A 22846-nucleotide genomic window follows, 5' to 3' on the forward strand; every position below is an offset into this window, starting at 1 on the left:
AATCAAGCCATGACTCGCGAGGCATCAATGCATACGGTCGGACTCGTCGTCTATCCCAACTTCCAGTCGCTCGCGCTCGCAGTGGCGAGCGTCTTCGAATACGCCAATCTGCTGCGCGGCGAGGCAGCTTACGAATTCAGCATCGTGTCCGAGCACGGTGGACCTATCGTCTCGTCCCAGGGGTTTTCGGTTCATAGCGAACCACTTGCCAAAGAGGGCTACGACACCCTCATCGTGGCGGGCGACAACGAATGCCGCCTTCCCTCGGCTGCGCTGGTGGATTACCTTCGGGAAGCGCCGCGCCAATCACGGCGAATTGCGTCGATCTGTACGGGTGCTTTTGTTCTGGCTGCTGCAGGTCTGCTGGAAGGAAAGCGCGCAACGACACACTGGTTCCACGCGCGTGACTTCCAGAAGCAGTATCCGAACGTACAGCTCGAAGAAGACCGCATCTTCGTCGTGGATGGACAGATCTGGACGTCGGCCGGCATGAGCGCCGGCGTGGATCTCGCGCTTGCGATCGTCGAAAACGACTTCGGGCTGGACACGTCGCGCATGGTTGCGCGCAAGCTGGTGCTTTATCAGCGTCGCGGTGGCGGTCAGTCGCAGTTTTCGGCGCTGCTGGAGATGGGCGCGCGCTCAGACCGCGTTCAGATGGCACTCGCCTACGCGAGCGAAAACCTGGCGAGCGATTTGTCGGTTGAGCGGCTCGCCGAAGCGGCACGGCTCAGTCCGCGTCAGTTCAGCCGCGTGTTTCGTGAGGAAACGGGTCAATCGCCCGCGAAGGCAGTCGAGCGGCTTCGCGTTGAAGCCGCTCGTCTGATGATGGAGACGACGCGTCACCCGATCGAGATCGTCGCGAGAGAGACTGGCTTTGGTGACCGGGAGCGGATGCGTCAAGCGTTCCTGCGTGCATTCGGTCAGCCACCGCAAACCATACAGCGGGCGTCGGGTGTCACGCCCCTTGCGCTTTAAGCGTAGTTCGCCTTACTGCTCGCCCGGCGTCCATTCCGGGCTATAGCCGCCCAACGCCGGGTGATACATTTCATCCCCGGAATGCTGGGTGAATTCCACATTGAGCCGGTCTTCACGCAGGCCAAGTATTTCGATACAGTGCGCGCACAGCGCTTTGGCCACATCCATACGCAGTTCGGGCGTCCTGCCCTTTCTGATGTCCAGCATCATGACCGCGACCGGGGTGGGCTCTTCACCGGCCTCGGGAATCCGCCAGACACCGCCATCTCCCAGTTCTCGAATCGCGACGCTGATACGCCTGATGTCGACCGACATCATCCGCGCGTAGGTCTCGCTCATCTTCAGCGCCAGGAGCCGCTTGTCCTTCACCGAATAGTGGTCGGTTACGTCGAGTTGCAGGTAGGGCATGGTCGTCACACTCCTTGAAAGCCCCATTTTTTCACTGGACATGGAGCCTCTCCAATGTCAGATGCGCAAGGTTTCCGGACACGCGAGTGATCGCGTTGCTCAGTGAGGATCAATTTGTAGACGCGGCGGGACCGTTTGCGCGCGCTTTCGTATGCGGCCATTATTCATCCGACGCGACATGATCGGCGAGCTTGCGCAACGCAGCGGCCGATTTTCACCCGAGTACCCCCCGCTCGTTCACCTCGGTCCAGTGCATGAACGCTTGACGAACCCGCGCTGCGTCCATGCGCGCTAACGCGTCACGTTTGGCCCGCCCATCCCGCTCATCAGGCCGCAATTCGACCAGGCCGAAGCGGAATAATCGGTGGTCGAATGGCAACGACCCGTTGTTGCCCTTCGGCACATTGCACTGATCCCCGAGGAGTGGACGCCTGCGGACGTTGGTCCGACATCGTCGACAAAACAGTCGGCGATCGTTCCGGTGATCACGTCTACCGCGCTGAACGTGATCGTTGTCGCCGACGCTGGCATTGCGACACAGACACTTCGAACGGGATGCGCTCGTTGGCCCCGGCCCTATGGTGACGAGATCAGGCAATGCGTATGTGCCGAGCAGGCGTCCGGATCCCATGTCAGCACATGTCGAAACAGTGCCTGGTACGGCTCGACAGATGAGAGTGCGTATCGCTTTCAAATGTTACAAAAAATCCCCGCAACGTCCTTCGTCACGACCTAAAGTCCATTCCACGCATCAGACAAATGACGGACTTGGCAGAGAGGCCGGTCATCGCGAGGCGAAGCTTCTGGTGCGTGAGAAAACCGTTTGATATCTGGTAGTGCAGTCTTGACCGACGCGCTGGCGGTGATCAGCGCTCGCGGTCTGTGGCGGTTGAAGCGGTAGCGAATCTGGCGAGCGAACAATGGTGGACACAATACGCGCCGACGATGCCATCGATGAAACCATCGGCGAAGATGCAATGCCACTCCACTTCTTTCGCAACTGCCAGCAGGCTACTGTGGGCTGTTACAGGCCGCAATGGAAAGGAGCCTTCCATGCGTTGCGACAAGCACCGTGTACTCTTGAGCGGCATTCCGCTCGCTGTTGTCCTCGCCACAATCATTCCGACTAGTCAGGCTGCGCCCGTCCTGGTCTCCGGTCCCAGCCCCTTTGCCGCTTGCACCATAGGCGGCCCGGGCACGAACTACGTGAACGCCGAAGTCGAACCCTGGATCGCTACGAACCCAAGCAATCCGTCGAACTTGATCGGCGTATGGCAACAGGACCGATGGAACAACGGCGGCGCTCACGGCCTGGTTGCCCGCCCGTCATCCGATGGCGGTTTGACGTGGGGCACGCCGGTTGCACTGCCTTTTAGTGCGTGCGCAGGCGGAACTGACTACGAACGCGCGTCCGATCCGTGGGTGTCGATCGGCCCCGATGGAACAGCGTACGCTGTATCGATCTCCTTCAATCAATCCAACAACAGCAATGCCGTGCTGGCTTCCGTTTCGAAGGACGGTGGCCTGACGTGGGCGAAGCCAAGCATCATCATCGCGAACAACGAACCGACCTTGCAATTCTTCAACGACAAGGAATCGGTGACGGCCAATCCAACCAAGGCAGGCGTAGCCTATGCTGTATGGGACCGGCTGGAATTGCCAAACGGCAATCCCTACGCCAACAGGCATACGGCCGCGTTCCGGGGACCATCGATGTTCTCGAAGACCGCCGACGGCGGCATGACATGGAGTCAGCCATCCGTGATCGTGGCGTTGCCTTCGCGGCAGCAGACGATCGGTAACCAGATCGTCGTCAACTCGCAGAACGGAACGCTCTACGACTTCTTCAACCTGATCTCTCCGCCGTTCTCGAAAGCGGCCGGGAAGGTGGCGTTCATCAAATCAACTGACGACGGCGCAACGTGGACGAAGCCGAAGATCATCTCTGGTTTGCAGACCGTATCGGTGTTTGATCCGAACACCGGCGAACCGGTGCGTTCAGGAGACATAATTCCCGAGCCCGCAATCGATCCAAAGACCGGGCAACTCTATGTCGTCTGGCAGGATTCCCGCTTCAATGGCGGGCACTATGATGAGATCGCGCTATCCACTTCCAAAGACGGCGGCAGCACATGGAGCGCTCCGATCCGGGTCAATACACCCACGGGAAGACCGGCATTCAACCCGAACATTAGCGTCAATTCGTCAGGGACCGTTGCCGTGACGTACTACGATTTCCGCAATCTGGCGGATGGCAACACCACGACACTACCGACGGATATCTGGCAAACGACATCGGCGGACAACGGAACGACGTTCGCCAATGAAATTCATCTGGCGGGAGTCTTCGACCTCAAGACCGCGCCGGACGCCGAGGGCTTCTTCGTTGGAGACTATCAAGGGTTGGTCGCGATCGGTTCGACGTTCGTGCCGTTTTTCGTGCAAACAAACTCAGGCAATTTGGGCAATCGCACAGACGTGTTTGCTCAGCCTTAGCCATAACAGTATGTGTGGGAGCTGCGGCGCGCTGCGCGCCGCAGCCGTGAGCCGCGTTCCCGATGCAGGACACCCCACGACACACCTTTTTGTGCTCGCCTTATTACCTGGTTGCGACCTGGAACCGCCCGACAAACAGCGTAGTACTAAACCGCTCGCTCGGTAGAGCGCGCCGGCCCGCGGCAGTGACATCGGAGAGACGTCTGAAACGTTTCCATGGCTTCATTCGATTCGCTTTCGCTTTCGCTTGGCGGAATTGTTAATAATGCTAATCATATTGCCGCACCGCAGACGTCGGCGAGTCACTGAACCAGACGCGGCGGTGTGATCGCTCCATAGTTCGGCCCCACGCCGCCAGAGTTAACCGCCTGACATTTATCCGGCTGATTGCTCATCTGCACGAGTATGTACGGCTTCGATCCGTTATCCGCCTTGAGAATACGCACACATGCAAATGCCACGACTGGCTGGTAGCCCGTCGCGACGTTATTGACGACTGGCACCGTTTCGTATTCGCAGGAATGGTCCCCGTTAGCACTACAATTGTCGACGGACGTGTAGAGCGTGTTCTTTTCACCAGGCTGGACGTAGGTTCCAGGCTGTGATCCGATGCCAAGCGAATCCGTATTCTGGCCCGCGATCAGTCCTCTCACGAACGGGACATCGTTTTGCTGAGTAGTCAGCGTCGTCCACTGCCCCGCTTCGCAGCCATTCGCCTGATACGCCGATGAAATCTGGAAGACGTACGGCGCATTGGGCGTCTGATTCATCGTCTGTCCGCTGATGGGTGCGGTGCTCGTGGCCAGCTTCGGCGAGTTGGTCGACGAATTCCAGTAGCTGTCGTAGAGGCATTTGGAAACTGCGACCGGAAAAAGACCACCGGGACCAACGTAACCGGGCCTCGACACGGCAGCTGTCGCCGTCGCAGTGGCCGACAGCGACGACACCCCCAGGATGCTCGCCAGATAGACAGGTATGCTGCCGTTCGCATTAGCAGTGCTCTTCGTCATCGTCACCCGAATGGCGGGCAAGTCGTTCACGCCAGGCGTAAAGGGCACTCCCTGCAGCGTGCCCGGCTTACCCGTCACGTTCCAGTAGCCTGAGCCGACCTGCGTGACCTTGATCACTGCTCCCTGAACCTTGTTCGACGTTGCAGCCGTGGCAAAGCCGGATGCCTTTTGTGTCGCAGTATTCCAGTCAGGTTCGACTGCCGTGGTGTTACCGCACTGCGCACGCTGATAAAGACACGGTGCGCCCGCAAGGGCTGCAGCGTCCGCTGCATTCTGCAATTCGTTTCGCGCGACCAGCAGATTGCCAATATCGATCGCCAGCGCCGCGAACCCCAGCAGCGATACCAGACTCACTGCCGTGATCACGGCAACCGAGCCTCGCTGCTTCGCTCTGCTCATCCCGTAGTACATGACGGCCGCCTCACTCGTTGTTCATGATCGTGGTGGCTGTCATGACGATCGGCCCCGTGAACACCGACAGCATGGCGCCCAGGCCCAACCCGGCGTACTGGTACGAGACGGTAACCGTGAGCGGAGTCCCGAAGGTACCGCCCACACCGGAAGGAACACTGACCGTTGGTGTGTTGCTCGCGCCGAACGTAATCAGATAGTTCTGACAATAGGCGAGGACCACGTTTGTGACGTCCTGCTTGCTCGGCTTCGGATTGCGCAGTACGACGCCCGCGCGCGCGCCTTCGCGACTTGCATTCGTGATCATTGCCTTGTCGTACAGCGCTACACCCAGCTCGACGATGCTGAAGATGACCAGCAGCAGAAGCGGCAACACGATCGCAAATTCCACCGCCGCTACGCCGCGCTGCGCCTTGAGATTCGTCCGGCGCCGTCTGCTCGCTCCAGGCACATCTTCGCAAACGTCACCATGTCGAATCCCTTCGACGACGTTTCCCCGCAGGCACGAACGCCAGATGGCGATAGACGATCCGTGATTAAACGATGGATCTCGCTTCATGAATTCCCCCGTGGTCGCTTCATTTTGTTGCCCGGCAAGGCCGGGCTTCGTCACATGCGTCCGGGTACTGTTCAAAGCTCGCCGGCGCGAAGTACCCGTGATTTTGCAAATGACATGCCATGGTCGAGCGGGCCTTGTAAATCTTGATGATGATCGACTGTCATTGCAGATCCGGCACGCAGAAGTACCGAGGATGTTTCACGCCCGACACGCCTGAGGGACGAGAGAGACGCATGCGTGCGGCGTTTCGATGCTTAAAGGCTCGATCCGCAGAGATGCTGGTAGATGCCCAAACCGTATCGGGCTTGAAACAGCGCGGTGAATCGCGGGGGGTAACAGGATCCGGACGGCTTAAGCAATCCTTAAGGAGCCACGGCGATAACCACTCTCAGATGGGCACGGTCACGCACATCCATTCTTCAGAAAAGTGGATTCGGACGAAAGACTGTTCAGTCGATCTGGCGCTGCAGGGACGACGGAAGTGTCGCTTCGGGTGACAGACGCGATGCATGACCACGTTCCCTACGCGACACAATAGGCCGAGAATACAAGTCATTCACAACGGCATCGGACATCGAAGACCCGTCAGCGTATAGCGTAACGAGCTTCTCGCGACAAACGCGCGTTAATCGAACGCGCGCTTACGCGCGTGCATCGAGTACTTCAATGCGCAAGACACGGTTCATCCAAGCCGCCGCTCGTTAGCAATTTCCCTTCTTCGCCTGACCGGGCGGGCAATAGCCATTGCCCGGCCCTCCCTGGGGCTTGCCTTGCGGTACGACGACTGCATGCGGTTCATCTGGCACATACACCGCACAGCCAGACAGTCCAGCCACTGATGCCGTCAACAGGATCATGATTATTTTCATTTCACGCGTCGGGGAAGACGTCGCGGTCCTCCCGACCTCCCAGCTCAGAAGTTGAAATTGATGCGAGACTGGCTACCCGCCGATACATTGGCATCCCTCGATTGAGTCGCGCCACTCGCGCAGTCGGCTTCGACCGTATAGCTCCCAGCAGCACCGACTGCCTGCGACAGCGTGGTCGGAAGGAATCCTGGAGTGTCCTCGTCATCATTGCGGCCGCTGGCATTGCGAGCGCATACGCGCCTACTTCGAGATTGGCGTTCATCGATGCCAACTCGGACGAACAAGGCGCCTGCGGTGCCTTCGTCGCTTTATCAGCTCGAATGGCTGATGGCAACGCGCTGGCTGTGGTGAAGATTCGTGCTGACCCGTGCATGCGAGCGTGAATGTGAGTGCTCTGCATGATCCGCGTGTACACCGGTACGGCTCGTTTGCGCGGCGGATCGATCTGCCTGCGTGCCCGATCGATCCGCCGCGCGGGCAAGGTCGGCATCGCGATCGGCTGAATTAAAGCCGTTGGTATTACTTAGCCCCTTGCTGCTCATGTGACCAGCGGACATGCCACCCGCGTTGCCGCCCAGCCCGCCGTGTCCGGCGCCGCCGCTGCTTCCTCCTCCATTACCGCCTCCACCGCCATTGCCACCCGCTCCCGCAAAAGCCGACATGGACGCAAGTACCACGAGGCTAGCGGCAATCCATTGCACTGTTTTCATCTTCGCTTTCCCATGTTCTGCCCGAATGGTTCGATTGTACGAACGGCGCGCACCTGTGACTCCGGGCAGTTGTAATCAACTGTAAATGACTTGGTCGCGTAGTCACGGATCGGGCGCAATCCGCTTTGAAGTCGGTAGACGCTGAACTGAAGAGGGACGTCGGATAACTGCCTCGTATTTCGCCAACAGCTGCGTGCGTCGATAGTTTCTTCGCGGTTATCGGGACTTGGCCGGTCTCCAGCTGCCGATCATTTCTGCCGCATCAGCCCTATCGCGCTGAATTAATCGCTCGCTAAGGACAAGGACAAAACCATCGAGATCTCCGGTTCCGTAATTCGCTACAAAAGCAGACAATGTTTCTCCGATTGCCTGCATCAAGGAGGATCGAGTAAGGGTACTCGCGATCACCGACGATCCACGGGCTAATTCGAGAGTGTATCTGGTCTCAATCAGAGAGCGAGTAGATTTGAGCCGACTGCTTTTCGCCACTCGCCTGTTTGCGCTTCTCTCAATCATTTCGTTGTAGCAGCAACTACAAATTCGACGCAAAGTACTAGATGATCACGTGAATCTCCTCGTCCGCTCCTCCAAAAAAGGCAGACGCGCAGCATCGGCCTTAAAGTGCCGAATTGCGAGGGCACAGCCTTCGGCGACGCAAACGATGTCACGTTCTTTCTCGCGTCTCGCTCGGAGTTTTCCCTATCATGAGAACGGCAGGCCGCCGCCACTTTAAATAATGCAACGTTGATGAATGTTACTAAATGATCTCTGGAAACGTGAGACAAAGTTCTCGTCGCTATCCGCCAGATAATTTGTCAGTCGCATTCGAACCGGCAAGCGCACAAGCCACTCAAAGCACCGTCGAACAAAGGCGATAAAGAGACGCATTTTCATAATCGTTCACAAAGAGTTGTAGCAATCATCGCTTTCCGCTCGATCCTTGGTGAAGCTAACGTACTCACCGGAATCTCCAGCAGTGAAGTAGTTTTGCCAACCTGTGCTTGAACGGTGAACACTTGCATCAATCTTTGATTCGCGGCATGACGTCACGCTGATTATTGCAATGCGAAGCAACGCTAATGGCAACGGCCGGGTGCGCAGTGGCGTGGGCCGTCACCTGGAATGTAAGTGCGGCGACCGACCTGAAGGAGGATGTCGTGAGTGAAACGTTTATGGCGTACCTGATGGGTCCGGCCGTGATGTTGATGGTCGGCGTGGTGCTATGGCTTGCCACCCGCCATCACGGGAACGCACGCGAAGGACGATCAAGCCGATGGCTTGATACTCATTACATCGACCTGATGCATCATCGACATTGAGGGTTCGATCGGCGGATGGCAACGAAAGACCAGTCCCCCCACATCAATTCGACGGCGCACTGACTGCCGAATCCGGGCGGTCCTTCATTCATATGGATCGACATGTCAGTGCATGCGTGAAAGAGTACGAAGCAGGGAATCCCCTTCCTGGGTCACGCGAGGCAGCACGCCCCCTCCTGCCAGCTGCTCCATTGCGACCAGCTGACGGTCGAGTAACGCGTCGAGTTCCGTCCGGTCGGCAATCTGGTCGGCGGAGTCCTTGACTAGCATCAAGGTCGCAAATTCGTGAGCGCTAAGCATGCCTGCCTCCTGATAGATCGACTAGGTGCGGTAGGGATCGCGCCGGTTAAGGCGTTCGCTTTTGGCGACGCATGGCCGGTGGCGCGTCTGGCTGCGATATGCGGTGGGAGTTGATAGTAAAAGGAAGATCCGGGACGCGGCAATTCGGGTCGTCCCGCATATTGGACATCTTCGGAGCAAGACCTGCCGCTATGCGGCGCATAGCGTGCTTTCGCATGATGGCGGCTGCGTGACAGCACACGGGACTGGTCTCCACTATCGATAACACGACCGGCTCGCGTCAGCTACGCCCTTCTGGTGTGCCTCCTGGCAATCCCGGGCACATCTTCTCTGCTGTTCGGCGACATTTACATAACTTCGGCGCCGAGGCATGCACCGTGAAGTTTCGCTCGGGCTGCCGCCTGATCAATCTGCTTTCGGACGACCACAGCCGGCCTGGCGCCGACGGTCGCCATGCGGTGGTGCTCGAACCTTATGGCTATCGGTGGTATCGGGTCGGCGGTCTCGACTATCTTTTGACGCGTTCGGAAATATAGAAATGCCGCGTGAGCAGGTCGACCAAATTATTTAGGCCTCTTTGCGAAATATTCTGCGATTTGTTCTCACGCACATTCTCATCTTTTGTTCATTCATGTGTGACTCTCTAACTGCGGCATGTCGGTTGCTTTGAAACAGCTTGCACCGTCGGATAAAAGACCTTGTGGCTCACTACGCCTCGAGAACGGTGGATGTTTCTGAACAGCACTCGCCACAACCGTGTATTCCAAGGGAGGAAGATCATGAAAAAGATTGTCGCGGCTCTCGCATCCGTATTGCTCGTTTCCACAGCGTTCGCACAAACTGCGACGCCATCGGAAGCCGGCAAAGCGCAATTGAAGGCAAACAGCGAAAAAAGCGAAGCGCAGGCTACTGCGAACAAGAAGAAGGCCGAAGCTCAGAGCGACGCAGACAAGGCTCAGGCGTCCGCGAACGAAGACAAGGCTTCGGCTCAGGCAGACGCCGACAAGAAGGCGGCGAAGATGGAAAAGGCAACGACGCCAAGGGAAGCGTCTGATGCGCGCGCAGATGCAACCAGGGCGCAGGCCAAGGCCGACAAAAAGAAGCACGATGCGCAGGCCAAAGCGGATCGTAAAAAGCACGACGCAGCCAATGATGCGAACGTTGCTCAGGCAAAGGCTGACAAGGATAAAGTCGAGGCGCAGAACGACGCGAACCAGAAAGCCGCCGATCAACGGGTCGACGCCGCCAAGAAGCAATAAAGAGCAATAGAGCCCTTCTAGGGGGCGGGCGAAAGTGCTCGCCCCCTACGCCAGGCGCCTTGAACGCGATGTGGACCGAATCAACGATCAACGCAATGTGAACGCAGCAGCGTCAATGGCCCGTGACGCGTTCCCACCCATGCCGGACGGCAGCCTTGAAACGTTCCCACCCGCTTTCAGGGTAAAGCGACTCCCAATCCTCGCGAGCGCTCGACTCAACCCGTTGCCAGTCCTGCTCGCGATATCGCTCGTCCTGTCCGAGCGTGGCGCCATGCGTGTAGGCGCGCCGATACTCGTCATAGGAGCTACCTGTATCCGCGTAGTGAGCGTCGAAGTCTTTTCGAAACTCATCGTCATAGGGGTCTTCTAACGGAGTGCCCATGATGGGTTCGCCCACCAGACCTGTCGTGCGCGGCCGTTCCGCGTGTACCGCGCTCGTGGTGCTATCCGACGTGCGGGTTACGCTGCCTTTGAGCTGTGCGGATACATCTGCAGATGTGCGAGCTAGCCCGACATCGGGTACCGCCGAAACCTGTCGCTGCGTCTGTTGCATTGAAGGTAGTGTCTCCGGCTCCGCCGAACGCGTCGTCACCTGCTGCATCCCGCTGACTGTTGCCGGGTAGGCAGTGTCTCGCGGTTCCTCTTTCCAGGTGCCATCGCCGGTAGCCGGCGGCACGACATGAGCTGACGAGGTGTCGCGCAGCGAGGCGGGTGCTTCACTCGCTCCCGTCGCGAATGCCATTCTGCGTTCCGTTGTTTCCGTTGTATCACCTCCCTCCCGCAGCATTGGTGTTGCTTCGGCGCTCGCGGCTCCGCTCGGTTCGCTGGTTGACGATCGCAGTTGTGCGGCAGGTTCGCCCGCCGTCGCGCTACCGCGATGCAGCGAGTCCATTGCGATGTCTGCCTTGCCGGACCCATTCCGCCAAGCGTTCACCCGCTCTTCAATGTCGGTTGCACCCATGCGGCGCATGACATTGCGAGCCAGATCGATCTGCATTTCGGATACGTCCGCACTGACAATCGTCCCACCGCGGCGAATGAATTCCCTATAGTCCTCCGCTTCCGGCGGGTACTCGCCACTCTCGAAGAGCCGTGCGAATAATTGCTCAAGTTGATCAAATACCGGCGTCTGATGGCGCAATCCGCCACTGCCCGGTGTATAAACACGCGGCCCTTTCTCGACTGGCGTACTGACCGACGTCGAGTAGATGGAAATATCGGCCTGAGCCACGCCGGCCTCGCAGAGCGCCCGTTGCGCCGAACACGCATCGACATAGCTGTCGTACACGCCTATCACGGTTTGTCTCATGTGTGCCTCCCTACCAATTTCGGAGCGGCCTTCCTTCACCGCTGTACGGTCCGAAGACGCAACGCATGTGCCCGCAGGGCGTTGCAGGCACGATGAACTTCGTCAAGCGCAGGCGCGACGCTTGCCGCTCGTCGCGCGCCTTTGCGATACCCAGGGCACATCCGGTGGTGCATTGCGTTTGGGCCGGGTAGGATAAAGTACGGCCCTACGGTGTGCAGGAACAGCTTTTGCCGAGTAAGCATGCGATCAGTGTTTCCCTGACTGAGCATCTGGATTCGTTCGTGAAGTCCGAACTGGCCGCGGGCCGCTATCGCACCGCCAGCGAGGTAGTTCGAGCTGGGCTTCGCCTGCTCGAAGAACAGACTACCCAACGCCGCGCGCCGGCGGCGCCATCCGGGTTGACCGATCGGCAACCCATCAACGGCAGCACTCGCTCCGCACGCCGGTCCGGATCGGAGGAACAGTCATGTCATCCGGTGATTTCCCGATCGTCGGCATGACCGGGCGTATCGCGCGTACCCAGATGCTCACAAACCTTTTGATGAGCGTGCCCTCGTGAATGTACTCGTGTCGCCCCATCCCACCTGAGCCAATTTTCGATTCCGGCGAGGAGACATTTGCATTCGCGACTCCTCGTCCGCTCGTGAAAGCCTGTCACCAGTTTGCACATCACATAGGCACGCGGACTACCCTGGAGTAACGCCAAGTTCACGGTTCGGAGACGCCGGCATGCGACTTTCAGACTTTATCTTGCGAGACCTGGAGCCAATTGCGAAGCAGTGGGAGGCATTCGCGGCCACCCTTCTACCGGCGGCGGGACATATGGAACCACTGGAACTGCGCGAGCATGTGAAAGAGATGCTGCGGGATGTGGCAATGGACCTGCGTACCTCACAAACCCGCGAAGCCCAACGCGAAAAATCCATGGGACGAGGTACCGGTCTGATCGATCCGGAAGAAGAAACAGCTGCGCAAAAGCATGGCGTCCTGCGCGCACAGGCAGGCTTTAGCGTCAACCAGCTCGCAGCCGAATATCGCGCCCTGCGCGCCAGTGTGCTTCGTCTGTGGATGGACAACTGCAAATCTGAAGCGCCCGATCTGGGCGATGTCATACGTTTCAATGAAGCGATCGATCATGCGCTTGCCGAATCGGTCACCTCGTTCAACGCGCAGATCGAGCAGAACCGCAACCTGCTGCTTGGCATGCTGGGGCACGACATGCGCAGCCCTCTGCAGGCGATTCAGGTCACCGCATCTTATCTGGCGGTACTCAATGCGGGCGAGCAGGTATCGAAGGCCGCTGGCCGCCTGATACGTAGCGGCGCCCGGATGCAGGCGTTACTTAACGACCTCACCGAATTTAACCGGACCCAACTAGGCCTGGGCATCAACGTCATACCGGCGAATATCAATCTGGCGGATGTGCTTGCGGACGAGGTGGATGAGTTGCGCGCCATTCATCCCGACAGGCAGATTGATCTGGAGGTCAATGGCGACTCGCAGGGAGACTGGGATGGTCCGCGTCTGCAGCAGTTGCTCGGCAATCTTGTTCTGAATGCTATCAAGTATGGCGCACCGGACGCGCCTGTACGTGTGACGGTGACTGGCGACGCAACGCATGTCCGTATCGATGTCAGTAACCGCGGAGCCGCGATCGGGACTGCGACGCTGGCCCGCATCTTCGATCCCCTGATGCGTGGACCCGATCGTCAGAGTGAAGACGAGCGGATCGGTAGCCTTGGATTAGGGTTGTATATCGCAACCGAAATCGCCAAGGCCCATCAAGGGGCGATCGAAACGCGGTCCGACGATACGGAAACGACCTTTTCTGTGTCGCTGCCACGCGGGCGCGCGGAAGCGTAAAAAGGAGCTGACAGTTCGTCGCTGCGAAGCGTTATGCCGCCCGGAAAACCGCCCTTCCTCTGCTATGTCCAGAAGGCGATGTGGGATGAAGCTGGACGATGACATGCGTCGAGACCAGTGGAGTGCGCCGCGTCACAGACACAGCTGGCGATCAATCCAAACTACCTCTCTGGCTCTGCGGAGCGCCCTACGTCGTTCGTGGGGCGCGGCCGCGACGGCTGGGAAGCTTCCAGCGTTCACGCCATCGGCCAATCTAAGCGCCGGAGAAAAACTGCCTACCGAATACCATTCATGTGAAGAAGTTGGCGATTTAGCAGCACGTTCGAGCGTTTGCTACATCACGCAAAGGCTGTTGTTATCCGGTTACCAACCCGGAAACGGACTCACGCTGAATACCCCTGCCAAACGCCGGCAAGCGTCGACTGGACTGTGTATGCCGATGCTATTTCCACGATCTCACAATTCAATTGGGGGTTCGGCTTAACAGGCACAGCGAATGTTTTACCTGCATCGTGTTGTCGCCAACTGCGGAGTCATCCAGCAAGCTGGACTCCGGCCACCCGTCCGGATCGGCCAGGAAGTTGGCGAGCGTCTCCATAGCTCAAAGGCTTACGATAGAAAACGTACACCGCTCCCATTGCCTTGCGGAACCAGGGGTCGAACACGCAGAACGGTCCCGCGGCTCATTTCGATGAGCACTCCCGCGAGGGGACGGCACATGAACGTAGTAAATGGAAGGATCAGACGGAACGATCCGAAGCGGGTTGTAATGTTCAGACATGCCGAGCTTGCGCATTCGGGTGCAGTTAACCCGGATGCAGACATCAAGGCCGCACGGCCTGCGCGGGGCAGACGCCTTGCGATTTGGGTTGCGTCGGCAAGCGCATTGGCGGTTGTGGTCACGTGTATCGTCGCGTATGGCGATCGGTTCGACCATGAGCAGGCGCCCGGCATCGTCGGACCCACGTCGCCAGCGCAAAGCACGTCTTGGTCCGGTCATGTCGCGCTACCGTCATCGCCTCCCGCTCGCGGCACCGCGGTTGCCAGTGTTGAGCTCGCCCCGCCTGTGTCTTCCGCTCCGTCCGACCATCGTGCTGGATCTACTCCGGATTCTGCCGCGCCGCAGTCGGTTACACGAGGGCCTGCCCAAACACGCGATGCCGCCACACAGAATCGCCGCCATTCGGCGCCGCACGTGAGAGCAATCGCGCGGCATGCGCCCGAGATCACACGCTCCACTTCGCCAACGCGACAGGCGTCTTCGTCCGGTCATGTCGCGACATCATCGTCACCTCCTGCCCGGAAAGCTGCGATTGGCAGTGTTGAGCTCGCCCCGCCCGTGCCTTCCGCTTCGTTCGATCACCGCAGCGCACCTTCTCCGAATTCTGCTTCACTGCAACTGGCTGAAGGACACCTTGCAGGCGGTCATGGCGTCGGTTCGGGCGCGGGGGGTTCGGGCGCGGGGGGTTCCGGTACAGGCGGTTCGGGTGCAGGCGGTTCGGGTGCAGGCGGTTCCGGTACAGGCGGTTTGGGTGCAGGCAGTTCGGGTGCAGGCAGTTCGGGTGCAGGCAGTTCGGGTGCAGGCGGTCACGGTGCGGGCGGGCCGGGCGCAGGCGGTGCGGGTGCGGGTGCAGGCGGTGCAGGCGCAGGCGGTTCGGGGGCAGGCGGTTCGGGCGCAGGCGGCGCGGGTGCAGGCGGCGCGGGCGCAGGCGGTCACGGCGCAGGTGGTGCAGGCGCAGGTGGTGCAGGCGCAGGTGGTGCAGGCGCAGGCGGTGCAGGCGCAGGCGGTGCAGGCGCCGGTGGTGCGGGCGCGGGCGGTGCGGGCGCGGGCGGTGCGGGTGCAGGCGGCGCGGGTGCAGGCGGCGCGGGTGCAGGCGGCGCGGGCGCAGGTGGTGCAGGTGCAGGCGGTGCAGGCGCAGGCGGTGCAGGCGCAGGTGGTGCAGGCGCAGGTGGTGCAGGCGCAGGCGGTGCAGGCGCCGGTGGTGCAGGCGCAGGTGGTGCAGGCGCAGGCGGTGCAGGCGCAGGTGGTGCAGGCGCAGGTGGTGCAGGCGCGGGCGGCGCGGGTGCAGGCGGCGCGGGTGCAGGCGGCGCAGGTGCAGGCGGCGCGGGCGCAGGCGGTCACGGCGCAGGTGGTGCAGGCGCCGGTGGTGCAGGCGCGGGCGGTGCGGGCGCGGGCGGTGCGGGCGCAGGCGGTTCGGGTGCCGGCGGTCACGGCGGAGGCGGTTCGGGCGCAGGCGGGAACGGCGGGGGCGGTCACGGCGGGGGCGGGTCAAGATAATTGGCCGCCTTCTGAATAAAAAAATGAGTCTCCGGCCGAACAAAAGCAAGCGACTGGCGCGCTCACGGCACGCGATTTTCGGCAGCCTGTCGAGTGGCCGTAAGTGGCCGGACACGGTCCCACGCCGGGCCGCGGACACGATACCTCCAGCGTGCAACGCACGCCCGACGCGATCGCGTCAACGACGAAGAGACGACATGCAAAGCATCAGAACGATGCGTCTCGCGGGCAACAAGCAAATGCCGATTCAGAATGGCTGTGGCCTGCATGGCACCCGTTCATCGAGCGGCTTCCCGTTTGTTTGCGTCGTCGAACGACGATTACTGAAGGTCGCGACGGACTCGCACGCTGAATTCCTTTACGGGCGGATGGACCCGTTATCCGACGATCGCAGTGCCGCCTGCTCCGCTCAAACGCTCAACGCAGACAGCCGCTCGACAATCTCATCGAACGAAGGCCGCATCTCGACGCGCTCGCCGAAACAGTCTTCGATCAGCCCATCGAACCCAGCGGCGAGGTCATCGGCCTCTCCGGCCAAACGTTGCGCGAGTTCTTCGAGCATGCAGCCGAACGCGCGCACCTCAATCCGCTCGAGCGCCAGCGCCCGTGCGCGATCATCGATATCGTGGCACGATGCCGCGCCGAAGTCGCCGAGCAATACGTGCCCTGCGCCGTCATGCAGGATGTTGTGCGCGTAGAGATCGCCATGCATGATCCCGCGCCGATGCAGATGCTGCGCCGCCGATGCGATCCCGCCCGCGATATGCAACGCAACCGGCTTGTCGAACCGTACGTCGTCCGCGTAGACGTCTCGTGTACAGGAGTCGAGGCTCGGAGGCCCGGCGAGATTGCCGAACGCCGGATGGATCAGCTTCATCACGAGGCCGTGCTCGTCGAGCGGATGCCCCGAGATCTTGCCGAGCACCGGGATGAGATTCGGGTGCTGACCGGCTTGCAGACATGCGGCCATTTCGAGCTCCGGCAAACCGTCGCTCGTTATCGCGCCCTTGAACAGCTTGACGGCGACCGCCTCGACCGGATGCCCGTCGCTTAGGAGACGCGTCGCGCGATGCGTCACGCCGGATGCACCCTCCCCGAGCGTTTGTCCAAGCGCGAGCGTATGCCAGTCGATTTCCGGCACCGGCGCATCGGCCAGCGCCACCTGCTCGCGCGCTGCGTTCAGCGGATTGCCTGCGTAGGCGAGCCACGCGAGCCGCGGCAGGCGCAAGAGCCAGTCGGGCAAGGCGTCGAGCCGGTTCGCCGAAACGCGCAGCAGTTCGAGGCGGCTGCAAGCGGCCATCGTCTCGGGCAGCGACCGCAACCGGTTGCCGGCGAGCATCAGCTTCTGCAAATTCGGACGCTCGCCGATTTCCGCGGGCAGCGTTTCGATATCGTTATCGGTCAGGATAAGCCAGCGCAACTGGGGCGGCAGCGCGCGCCCCGAAACGTGCTGGATGCGATTCGCCTTGAAGCCGACCATGCTCAGCGATTCGCAATCACCGAGCACGGCCGGCAACTCGGTGAACGGGTTATTCGAGGCGAACAGGACGCGCAGGTGGCGCAGCTTCGGCAAATCATCCGGCAGCGATGTGAGCGCATTGCCCGACAGGTCGAGCACCTCCAGGGTGTCGGCGAGGTCGAAGATCTCGCGTGGCATTTCGGTCAACCCGCAGGCGAGCTTGATCTGTCGCGCACCGGCGAGTTGCCCGTCACGCAAGTCTTCAGGGGTAACAGTCTTCACACGTAGATTGAATCGGAGAATGGCAAGGAAGTCGCAAGCGCCGGAGCGCAATGCGGCCGGTTCAGCATCGGTTGGTCGTCGCTCTTTATCTGGCCTCTATTCTATCGGGCGAACCGAACGATCAAGCATCCGCGGTCTGCCAGCGAGTGGCCGGTTGTGGTCGCACACGGTCCATCAAACTCTTCGTGTCGCCGCTCATTAAAGCAACTAGCCCCCGGCCCGCTTCGCGCTGTGGCCGTCCTTTCTGAGCGCTTCGATGATCCGCTCGCAATGGTCACCCTGTACTTCAATCACGCCATCCTTGACCGTTCCACCAGAACCGCAGGCCGCGCGCAACTGCTTGCCTAGCAACGCCAAGGCAAGAGGATCGAGCGCCAGTCCTTTAACGATCGTCACGCTTTTCCCGCCCCGGCCCTTGGTCACGCGAGTCACTCGTACCACGCCATCACCTACCGGCTGTGTCCTGGCAACCGCCTTGCAGACACATTCCGCGAGCACCTGTCTGCATTCGGGACACATCCGCCCGCCATCGGTGGAATAGACAAGGCCGCCTTTTGAACCACTCTTCATGATTGGCTTACTCAAAGACTAATCGGGACAAGTTTAGCAGGGGCGCATCCCACTGGGCGGGCCAAACAATGCGACGGGAGCGTGCGATTTCGATTGGATTGCCGGCGCCATCCGAGTACCAAACTCAGTGAGATATCGCAGCCCCGTTGCATGAGCGACGGCCAGATTTTCAGAAGAAAGGGGAAATTGAATCGCGCTATTTAGATAAATTTTCCTATCAACAACACGATTTCGTGGCAAAACTTGACGTGCGCAATTTGCAAACTCAATCCTCTAGAAATGCTATTCAATTATTATCTGCCGCATTGACGATAGGGTTCCTAAATTAGTTCGGATAGCCATACAAATCTCCCGGAACGGCTTCTTCAGAGACCCGATACCCGATGCGAGCCCACGCTCGGCGGCGCCACTCACGGACAGTCGTACTATCTCGTCGGAGACCCAGGAGGCTGCTCCGTAAGCAGCGGCCACGGTCACAAGAAGAGCAAGCGCATCCTGACCAATCGAGCGCGGATTGGCCGAGAAACGACGCCCGTCCTGGAAGGAGAATTTCGCTACAATCTGGCCAGCCCGCAGCCACATGACTCGAATGAGCGACGACAGGTCGCGTCGACATTGCTAAACGCCCTCTTCCTGACACAGACGCGCGATGGACATCAAGCACCTGCAATTATTATCCGACATCGTCGAGGCGGGCAGTCTCAGCAAGGTCTGCGCGTCCCGGGGCATGGCGCAGTCCGCCCTCAGCAAGCTGATTGCCTCGCTGGAAAGCGAATTTGGCGCGAAGCTCTTCTATCGCACCGGGCGAGGCGTGGTTTTGACGGAATTCGGGCAGTCCATCATGCCGCGGGTGAAATCGCTGCTTGGCGAGTTCGAGCAACTGAGGAGCGAGATCAGCGACCGCGCAGACGTGCCCAGCGGACCGGTCAGGCTGGCTCTGCAGGCATCCATCACGCAGCACATCGTCGGCCCGCTGTTCCGGCAAGTGCGGGCCGACTTTCCGAAGATCGAACTGCGGTTGATGGAGGGATTCGCCGGCAATATCGAAGAGGCGCTGGCGAGCGGCCGCACCGATATAGGCGTGTTCTCGCGGTATGGTGACCGTCTCCACAAGACGGACGAACCGCTCGCCACCGACGAACTGTACCTGATCGCCCCCGCCGGCGATCCGAACGTCGCGAAGCCGAGCTGCCGGTTCGCCCATGCCGCTGCCCTGCCGCTCGTGCTGCCCGGCGCGCCGGACGGCTTTCACATGATGTTGCTGGACGAAGCGAAGAAAGCAGGCGTGCCCCTGAATACCCAGATCGAGGTCGACTCGCTCACGGCAATGCGCGAGGTCGTCGCCAATGGCGCCGCCTACACGATCCTGACCCGGCAAGCCGTGGAAGTCGAGATGCAGCTCGGGCGGATCGGAGTCAGCCGCATCGTCGATCCAGTACTGACGCGCACGCTGGTGCTCGCCACCAGCACCCAGCGGCCCCTGACCCACGCTAGCCGGACAGTCATCAACCTGATCCGGAAGCTGACACAGGCCAGCGCGCCCGCCGCACAGCAGACAGCGACGGAAACCAAGGCAGCGAAGGCAACGACGGCAGGCACTGCTGCCGCAGGCACCCGCCGTCGCGCCACCCGGTCATGAGGCGCAGGCCTGTGCGCTCCCGCGCCTCCCCAACAGGTCGAGCGCCACGTCGACGATCATGTCCTCCTGGCCGCCCACCATGCGACGCTTGCCAAGTTCGACCAGGATGTCGACGGCTTTGATTCCATACTTCGCCGCGGCGGCCTCGGAATGCCGGAGGAAACTCGAATAGACCCCGGCATAGCCCAGCGCCAGCGTTTCCCTATCGACCCGCACGGGCCGGTCCTGCAGCGGCCGGACGAGGTCGTCGGCCGCATCCATCAGCCTGAACAGGTCGCAGCCGTGGTGCCAGCCCAGGCGGTCGGCGGCGGCAATGAAGACTTCCAGCGGGGCGTTGCCCGCCCCCGCGCCCATCCCGGCCAGGCTTGCATCGACCCGGTCGCAGCCCTCCTCCACCGCGACGATCGAGTTCGCCACGCCGAGCGACAGATTGTGGTGCGCGTGGATGCCGACCTCCGTCTTCGCGTCCAGCACGTCCCTGAATGCGCGGATCCGATCACGGACGTCCTCCATACCCAGCGCCCCGCCGGAGTCGACCACATAGACGCAGGTCGCCCCATAGCGCTCCATCAGCCTGGCCTGCTCGGCCAGCTTCGCCGGTGTGGTCATGTGGCTCATCATCAGGAAGCCCGCGGCATCCATGCCTAGCCCTCGCGCGGTCTCGATATGCTGTTTCGCGACGTCCGCCTCCGTGCAGTGCGTGGCGACCCGGACCACACGGGCACCTGCGGCGTAGGCTTCCTTCAGATCGTGGACCGTGCCGATGCCGGGCAGCAGCAAAGTGGCGATCCTGGCCTCCTTCACGACGTCGGCAACGGCCTCGATCCATTCGAGGTCAGTGTGCGCGCCGAAACCGTAGTTGAAGCTCGACCCTTGCAGGCCGTCGCCGTGCGCGACTTCGATCGAGTCGACGCCAGCCTCGTCCAGCGCGCGGGCGATGGTCCTGACATGCTCCACGCTGTATTGATGACGGATCGCATGGCTGCCGTCGCGCAGCGTGACATCGGATACGTAGATCTTCTTGCTCATGTTCGGCTCCTTCAAATGGCAGTCGCGGCGCTTTCGACCATGCTTGCGGCGATCCCCCCGGCAATCCGCCCGGCGATCTGCTCGGCCGTCGACAGGGCCGCGCTGGTCATGATGTCCAGGTTCCCGGCGTAAGCCGGCAGGTAATGCGCCGCCCCTTCGACTTCCAGCAGCACGGTCGTCTTCAGACCGCTGACGCGTCCGATCCCCGGCACGTTCAGGTCGTACACACGGTCGAACTGGACCTCCTGTTTGAGCCGGTAGCCCGGCACATAACGCTGCACGGCCGCCACCATGTCCGCCACGGACGCGGCCACCCGCGCTTCGTCCGTGTCTTCGCTCAGGCAGTAGACAGTGTCTCGCATCATCAGCGGCGGTTCGGCCGGGTTGAGCACGATGATCGCCTTGCCGCGTTCGGCACCGCCTACCGTCTGGATTGCGCGGGAAGTGGTCTCGGTGAACTCGTCGATGTTCGCGCGCGTGCCCGGCCCCGCCGAGCGGCTGGAGATACTGGCGACGATCTCCGCGTAACGGACTTTCGCCACGCGTGACACGGCCGCCACGATGGGAATGGTGGCCTGCCCGCCGCAAGTGACCATGTTGACGTTCGGTGCGTCGAGGCAACTGTCGCCGTTGACCACCGGCACGCAATACGGGCCGATGGCCGCCGGCGTCAGGTCCACCATCCGAACCGCGGGCTTGCGCTCGCGCAGAAAGCGCTCGTTGGCGATGTGAGCAGCGGCGCTGGTGGCGTCGAAGACGAGCTCGATGTCGCTGAATGCCGGCAGCCGCGCCAGTCCTTCGACACCCTCATGGGTCGTCGCCACGCCCAGCCGGGCAGCGCGTGCCAGCCCTTCCGATTGCGGGTCGATGCCGACCATGGCCGCCAGTTCCACGTGGCGGCCATGCCGCAGGATCTTGATCATCAGGTCGGTGCCGATATTGCCGCTGCCGATGATGGCAGCCTTGATCTTTCTCGTTGACATTCAATGCTCCCGTTCAATGAGCGGCGAAGGCCGTCCGGACAACGCCCAGGCCCGCGATGGTGGTTTCGATGAGGTCGCCCGGCGCGACGCTGACCATTGGCCCGAGGGCGCCCGTCATGATGACGTCGCCCGCGCGCAGCGGCCGGCCGACCTCGGCCATCTTGCGGGCCAGCCACAGCGCGGCGTTCAGCGGATGGCCGAGGCAGGCCGCGCCGACGCCGAGCGAGACGACCTCGCCGCGACGCTCCATCAACATCCCGCAGGTGCGCAAGTCCACCTCCGACAACTTGCGCGGCTGGGTGCCAAGCGCATATAGACCTGACGAAGCGTTGTCGGCGACGGTATCCAGCAAACCGATGTCCCAGTCCCTGATCCGGCTGCCGACGATCTCGACGGCAGGCAACACGTAAGCGATGGCCGACACCAGACGCGACAGCGTCACCGGTTCGCTGTCCAGGTCGCGCTCCAGCACCACGGCCAGTTCGGCCTCGACCTTCGGCTGCAGCACGCGCCCGGGCGCCACCTCCTCGTCGGGGGCAAGTTCCATGTCGGCGAACAGCATGCCGAAGTCCGGCGCATCGACACCGAGTTGTTGCTGCACGGACTTCGAGGTCAGGCCGATCTTGCGGCCCGTCAGGCGGCGTCCGCTGTCGAGCGCGTGCTGCGTGTTGATGTCCTGGACGGCATAGGCGCCTGCGACGCCCATCGCGGCCAGCGCATCCCGTATCGGTGGGATGGGCTGCCGCTCCCGGACGGCATCGCGAAGCGATGTCGCCAGTCGCTGCAGGACGGCGGTATTCATGGTCATGGGTGGCTCCTCAAAGCGGCGGGTTCAGGTTGTCGGCGCTCGCGAAGACGAGCGTCCAGGGCTTCATGACGATCCCCGTGAACAGCGACGCCTTGGCGAACGGGTCGTCGGCGGCGAGCTTCGTGGCCTCGCTCTCATTGGCGACCTCGTAGACGAACAGCGCGCCGCTGCCATCGGCGAACGGGCCGGCGACTACCAGCCGCCCCTGTTGCAACAGGTCCTGCAGGTAGGCCCGATGGGCGGGCCGGAATTGGGCGAGCCGCTCGGGCTCGATGGCGTACTCGATAAAGGCTGCAAATTTCATGTCAGT

At 61.1% G+C, this 22846-nt stretch carries 20 protein-coding genes and 1 pseudogene; 9 read left to right on the forward strand and 12 right to left on the reverse strand.

Annotated elements, in window-relative coordinates; translation table 11 throughout:
* The first annotated feature begins 27 nt into the window (after positions 1-27).
* Positions 28-975, forward strand: coding sequence for a GlxA family transcriptional regulator (locus tag SB822_RS37835; protein ID WP_410857014.1), 948 nt, complete (start codon positions 28-30; stop codon positions 973-975).
* 12 nt (positions 976-987) lie between these two features.
* On the opposite strand, the gene SB822_RS37840 is transcribed toward SB822_RS37835, so the two are convergent.
* Positions 988-1383 carry a hypothetical protein gene (locus SB822_RS37840; protein WP_007742238.1) on the reverse strand — a complete coding sequence of 132 codons (396 nt, stop codon included), beginning with the start codon at positions 1381-1383 and terminating at the stop codon, positions 988-990.
* A 1053-nt stretch (positions 1384-2436) separates the two neighbouring features.
* Here SB822_RS37840 and SB822_RS37845 point away from each other — a divergent pair.
* Positions 2437-3879 carry a sialidase family protein gene (locus tag SB822_RS37845; protein ID WP_410857015.1) on the forward strand — a complete coding sequence of 481 codons (1443 nt, stop codon included), beginning with the start codon at positions 2437-2439 and terminating at the stop codon, positions 3877-3879.
* Between the two features lie 302 nt (positions 3880-4181).
* Here SB822_RS37845 and SB822_RS37850 read toward each other — a convergent pair whose 3' ends face one another.
* From SB822_RS37850 to SB822_RS37860, 3 genes are all read right to left on the reverse strand, one after another.
* The gene (locus SB822_RS37850; protein WP_079503280.1) at positions 4182-5300 is read right to left on the reverse strand and encodes a TadG family pilus assembly protein; all 1119 of its coding nucleotides are present in this window, start codon (positions 5298-5300) and stop codon (positions 4182-4184) included.
* A gap of 10 nt (positions 5301-5310) precedes the next feature.
* A complete protein-coding gene (locus tag SB822_RS37855; RefSeq protein WP_410856991.1) occupies positions 5311-5691 on the reverse strand; it encodes a TadE/TadG family type IV pilus assembly protein in 381 nt (126 codons plus the stop codon).
* 1348 nt (positions 5692-7039) lie between these two features.
* Positions 7040-7438: a hypothetical protein gene (locus SB822_RS37860; protein ID WP_410856992.1), complete on the reverse strand. Its 399-nt coding sequence runs from the start codon at positions 7436-7438 to the stop codon at positions 7040-7042.
* Positions 7439-8595: 1157 nt separating this feature from the next.
* Between SB822_RS37860 and SB822_RS37865 the strand changes: the two genes are divergently transcribed.
* Positions 8596-8757 (forward strand): hypothetical protein, encoded by a 162-nt coding sequence (locus tag SB822_RS37865; protein ID WP_410856993.1) that lies wholly within the window; start codon positions 8596-8598, stop codon positions 8755-8757.
* A gap of 105 nt (positions 8758-8862) precedes the next feature.
* Here SB822_RS37865 and SB822_RS37870 read toward each other — a convergent pair whose 3' ends face one another.
* Positions 8863-9057, reverse strand: coding sequence for a hypothetical protein (locus tag SB822_RS37870; protein ID WP_007749515.1), 195 nt, complete (start codon positions 9055-9057; stop codon positions 8863-8865).
* A 347-nt stretch (positions 9058-9404) separates the two neighbouring features.
* Between SB822_RS37870 and SB822_RS37875 the strand changes: the two are divergent.
* A pseudogene (locus SB822_RS37875) lies at positions 9405-9593 on the forward strand (trehalose synthase); the annotation flags it as partial.
* A 243-nt stretch (positions 9594-9836) separates the two neighbouring features.
* Positions 9837-10316 (forward strand): hypothetical protein, encoded by a 480-nt coding sequence (locus tag SB822_RS37880; RefSeq protein WP_007749536.1) that lies wholly within the window; start codon positions 9837-9839, stop codon positions 10314-10316.
* Positions 10317-10428: 112 nt separating this feature from the next.
* On the opposite strand, the gene SB822_RS37885 is transcribed toward SB822_RS37880, so the two are convergent.
* On the reverse strand, positions 10429-11625 hold the full coding sequence (locus SB822_RS37885) for a hypothetical protein (protein ID WP_410856994.1): 1197 nt from the start codon (positions 11623-11625) through the stop codon (positions 10429-10431).
* 212 nt (positions 11626-11837) lie between these two features.
* Between SB822_RS37885 and SB822_RS37890 the strand changes: the two genes are divergently transcribed.
* The 3 genes from SB822_RS37890 (at position 11838) to SB822_RS37900 (ending at position 15785) form a co-directional block, all read left to right on the forward strand.
* Complete coding sequence (locus SB822_RS37890) at positions 11838-12125, forward strand: type II toxin-antitoxin system ParD family antitoxin (protein WP_410856995.1); 288 nt, start codon at positions 11838-11840, stop codon at positions 12123-12125.
* Positions 12126-12354: 229 nt separating this feature from the next.
* A complete protein-coding gene (locus tag SB822_RS37895; protein WP_410856996.1) occupies positions 12355-13488 on the forward strand; it encodes an ATP-binding protein in 1134 nt (377 codons plus the stop codon).
* A gap of 1502 nt (positions 13489-14990) precedes the next feature.
* On the forward strand, positions 14991-15785 hold the full coding sequence (locus SB822_RS37900; protein WP_410856997.1) for a hypothetical protein: 795 nt from the start codon (positions 14991-14993) through the stop codon (positions 15783-15785).
* Positions 15786-16175: 390 nt separating this feature from the next.
* Here the strand turns inward: SB822_RS37900 and SB822_RS37905 are convergent, their stop codons facing one another.
* On the reverse strand, positions 16176-17507 hold the full coding sequence (locus SB822_RS37905; protein WP_410856998.1) for a leucine-rich repeat-containing protein kinase family protein: 1332 nt from the start codon (positions 17505-17507) through the stop codon (positions 16176-16178).
* Positions 17508-17714: 207 nt separating this feature from the next.
* On the reverse strand, positions 17715-18077 hold the full coding sequence (locus SB822_RS37910; RefSeq protein ID WP_007748872.1) for a translation initiation factor Sui1: 363 nt from the start codon (positions 18075-18077) through the stop codon (positions 17715-17717).
* A gap of 649 nt (positions 18078-18726) precedes the next feature.
* Between SB822_RS37910 and SB822_RS37915 the strand changes: the two genes are divergently transcribed.
* Positions 18727-19716, forward strand: a complete 990-nt coding sequence (locus SB822_RS37915) for a LysR family transcriptional regulator (RefSeq protein ID WP_410856999.1) — start codon at positions 18727-18729, stop codon at positions 19714-19716.
* Here the strand turns inward: SB822_RS37915 and dmpG are convergent.
* The 4 genes from dmpG to SB822_RS37935 are packed head-to-tail and all read right to left on the reverse strand — an operon-like array spanning position 19711 to position 22840.
* The gene (gene dmpG / locus SB822_RS37920; RefSeq protein ID WP_007748867.1) at positions 19711-20745 is read right to left on the reverse strand and encodes a 4-hydroxy-2-oxovalerate aldolase; all 1035 of its coding nucleotides are present in this window, start codon (positions 20743-20745) and stop codon (positions 19711-19713) included. The genes SB822_RS37915 and dmpG overlap by 6 nt on opposite strands.
* A gap of 11 nt (positions 20746-20756) precedes the next feature.
* Positions 20757-21728: an acetaldehyde dehydrogenase (acetylating) gene (locus tag SB822_RS37925; RefSeq protein ID WP_410857000.1), complete on the reverse strand. Its 972-nt coding sequence runs from the start codon at positions 21726-21728 to the stop codon at positions 20757-20759.
* A 13-nt stretch (positions 21729-21741) separates the two neighbouring features.
* Complete coding sequence (gene mhpD, locus SB822_RS37930) at positions 21742-22536, reverse strand: 2-keto-4-pentenoate hydratase (RefSeq protein ID WP_410857001.1); 795 nt, start codon at positions 22534-22536, stop codon at positions 21742-21744.
* 10 nt (positions 22537-22546) lie between these two features.
* Entirely contained in the window at positions 22547-22840 is a 294-nt protein-coding gene (locus tag SB822_RS37935; protein WP_410857002.1) for a YciI family protein, read from the reverse strand.
* Positions 22841-22846: the final 6 nt, after the last annotated feature.

Source organism: Paraburkholderia sp. SIMBA_054 (assembly GCF_046534875.1).
In the GTDB taxonomy this organism is placed as follows: domain Bacteria; phylum Pseudomonadota; class Gammaproteobacteria; order Burkholderiales; family Burkholderiaceae; genus Paraburkholderia; species Paraburkholderia hospita.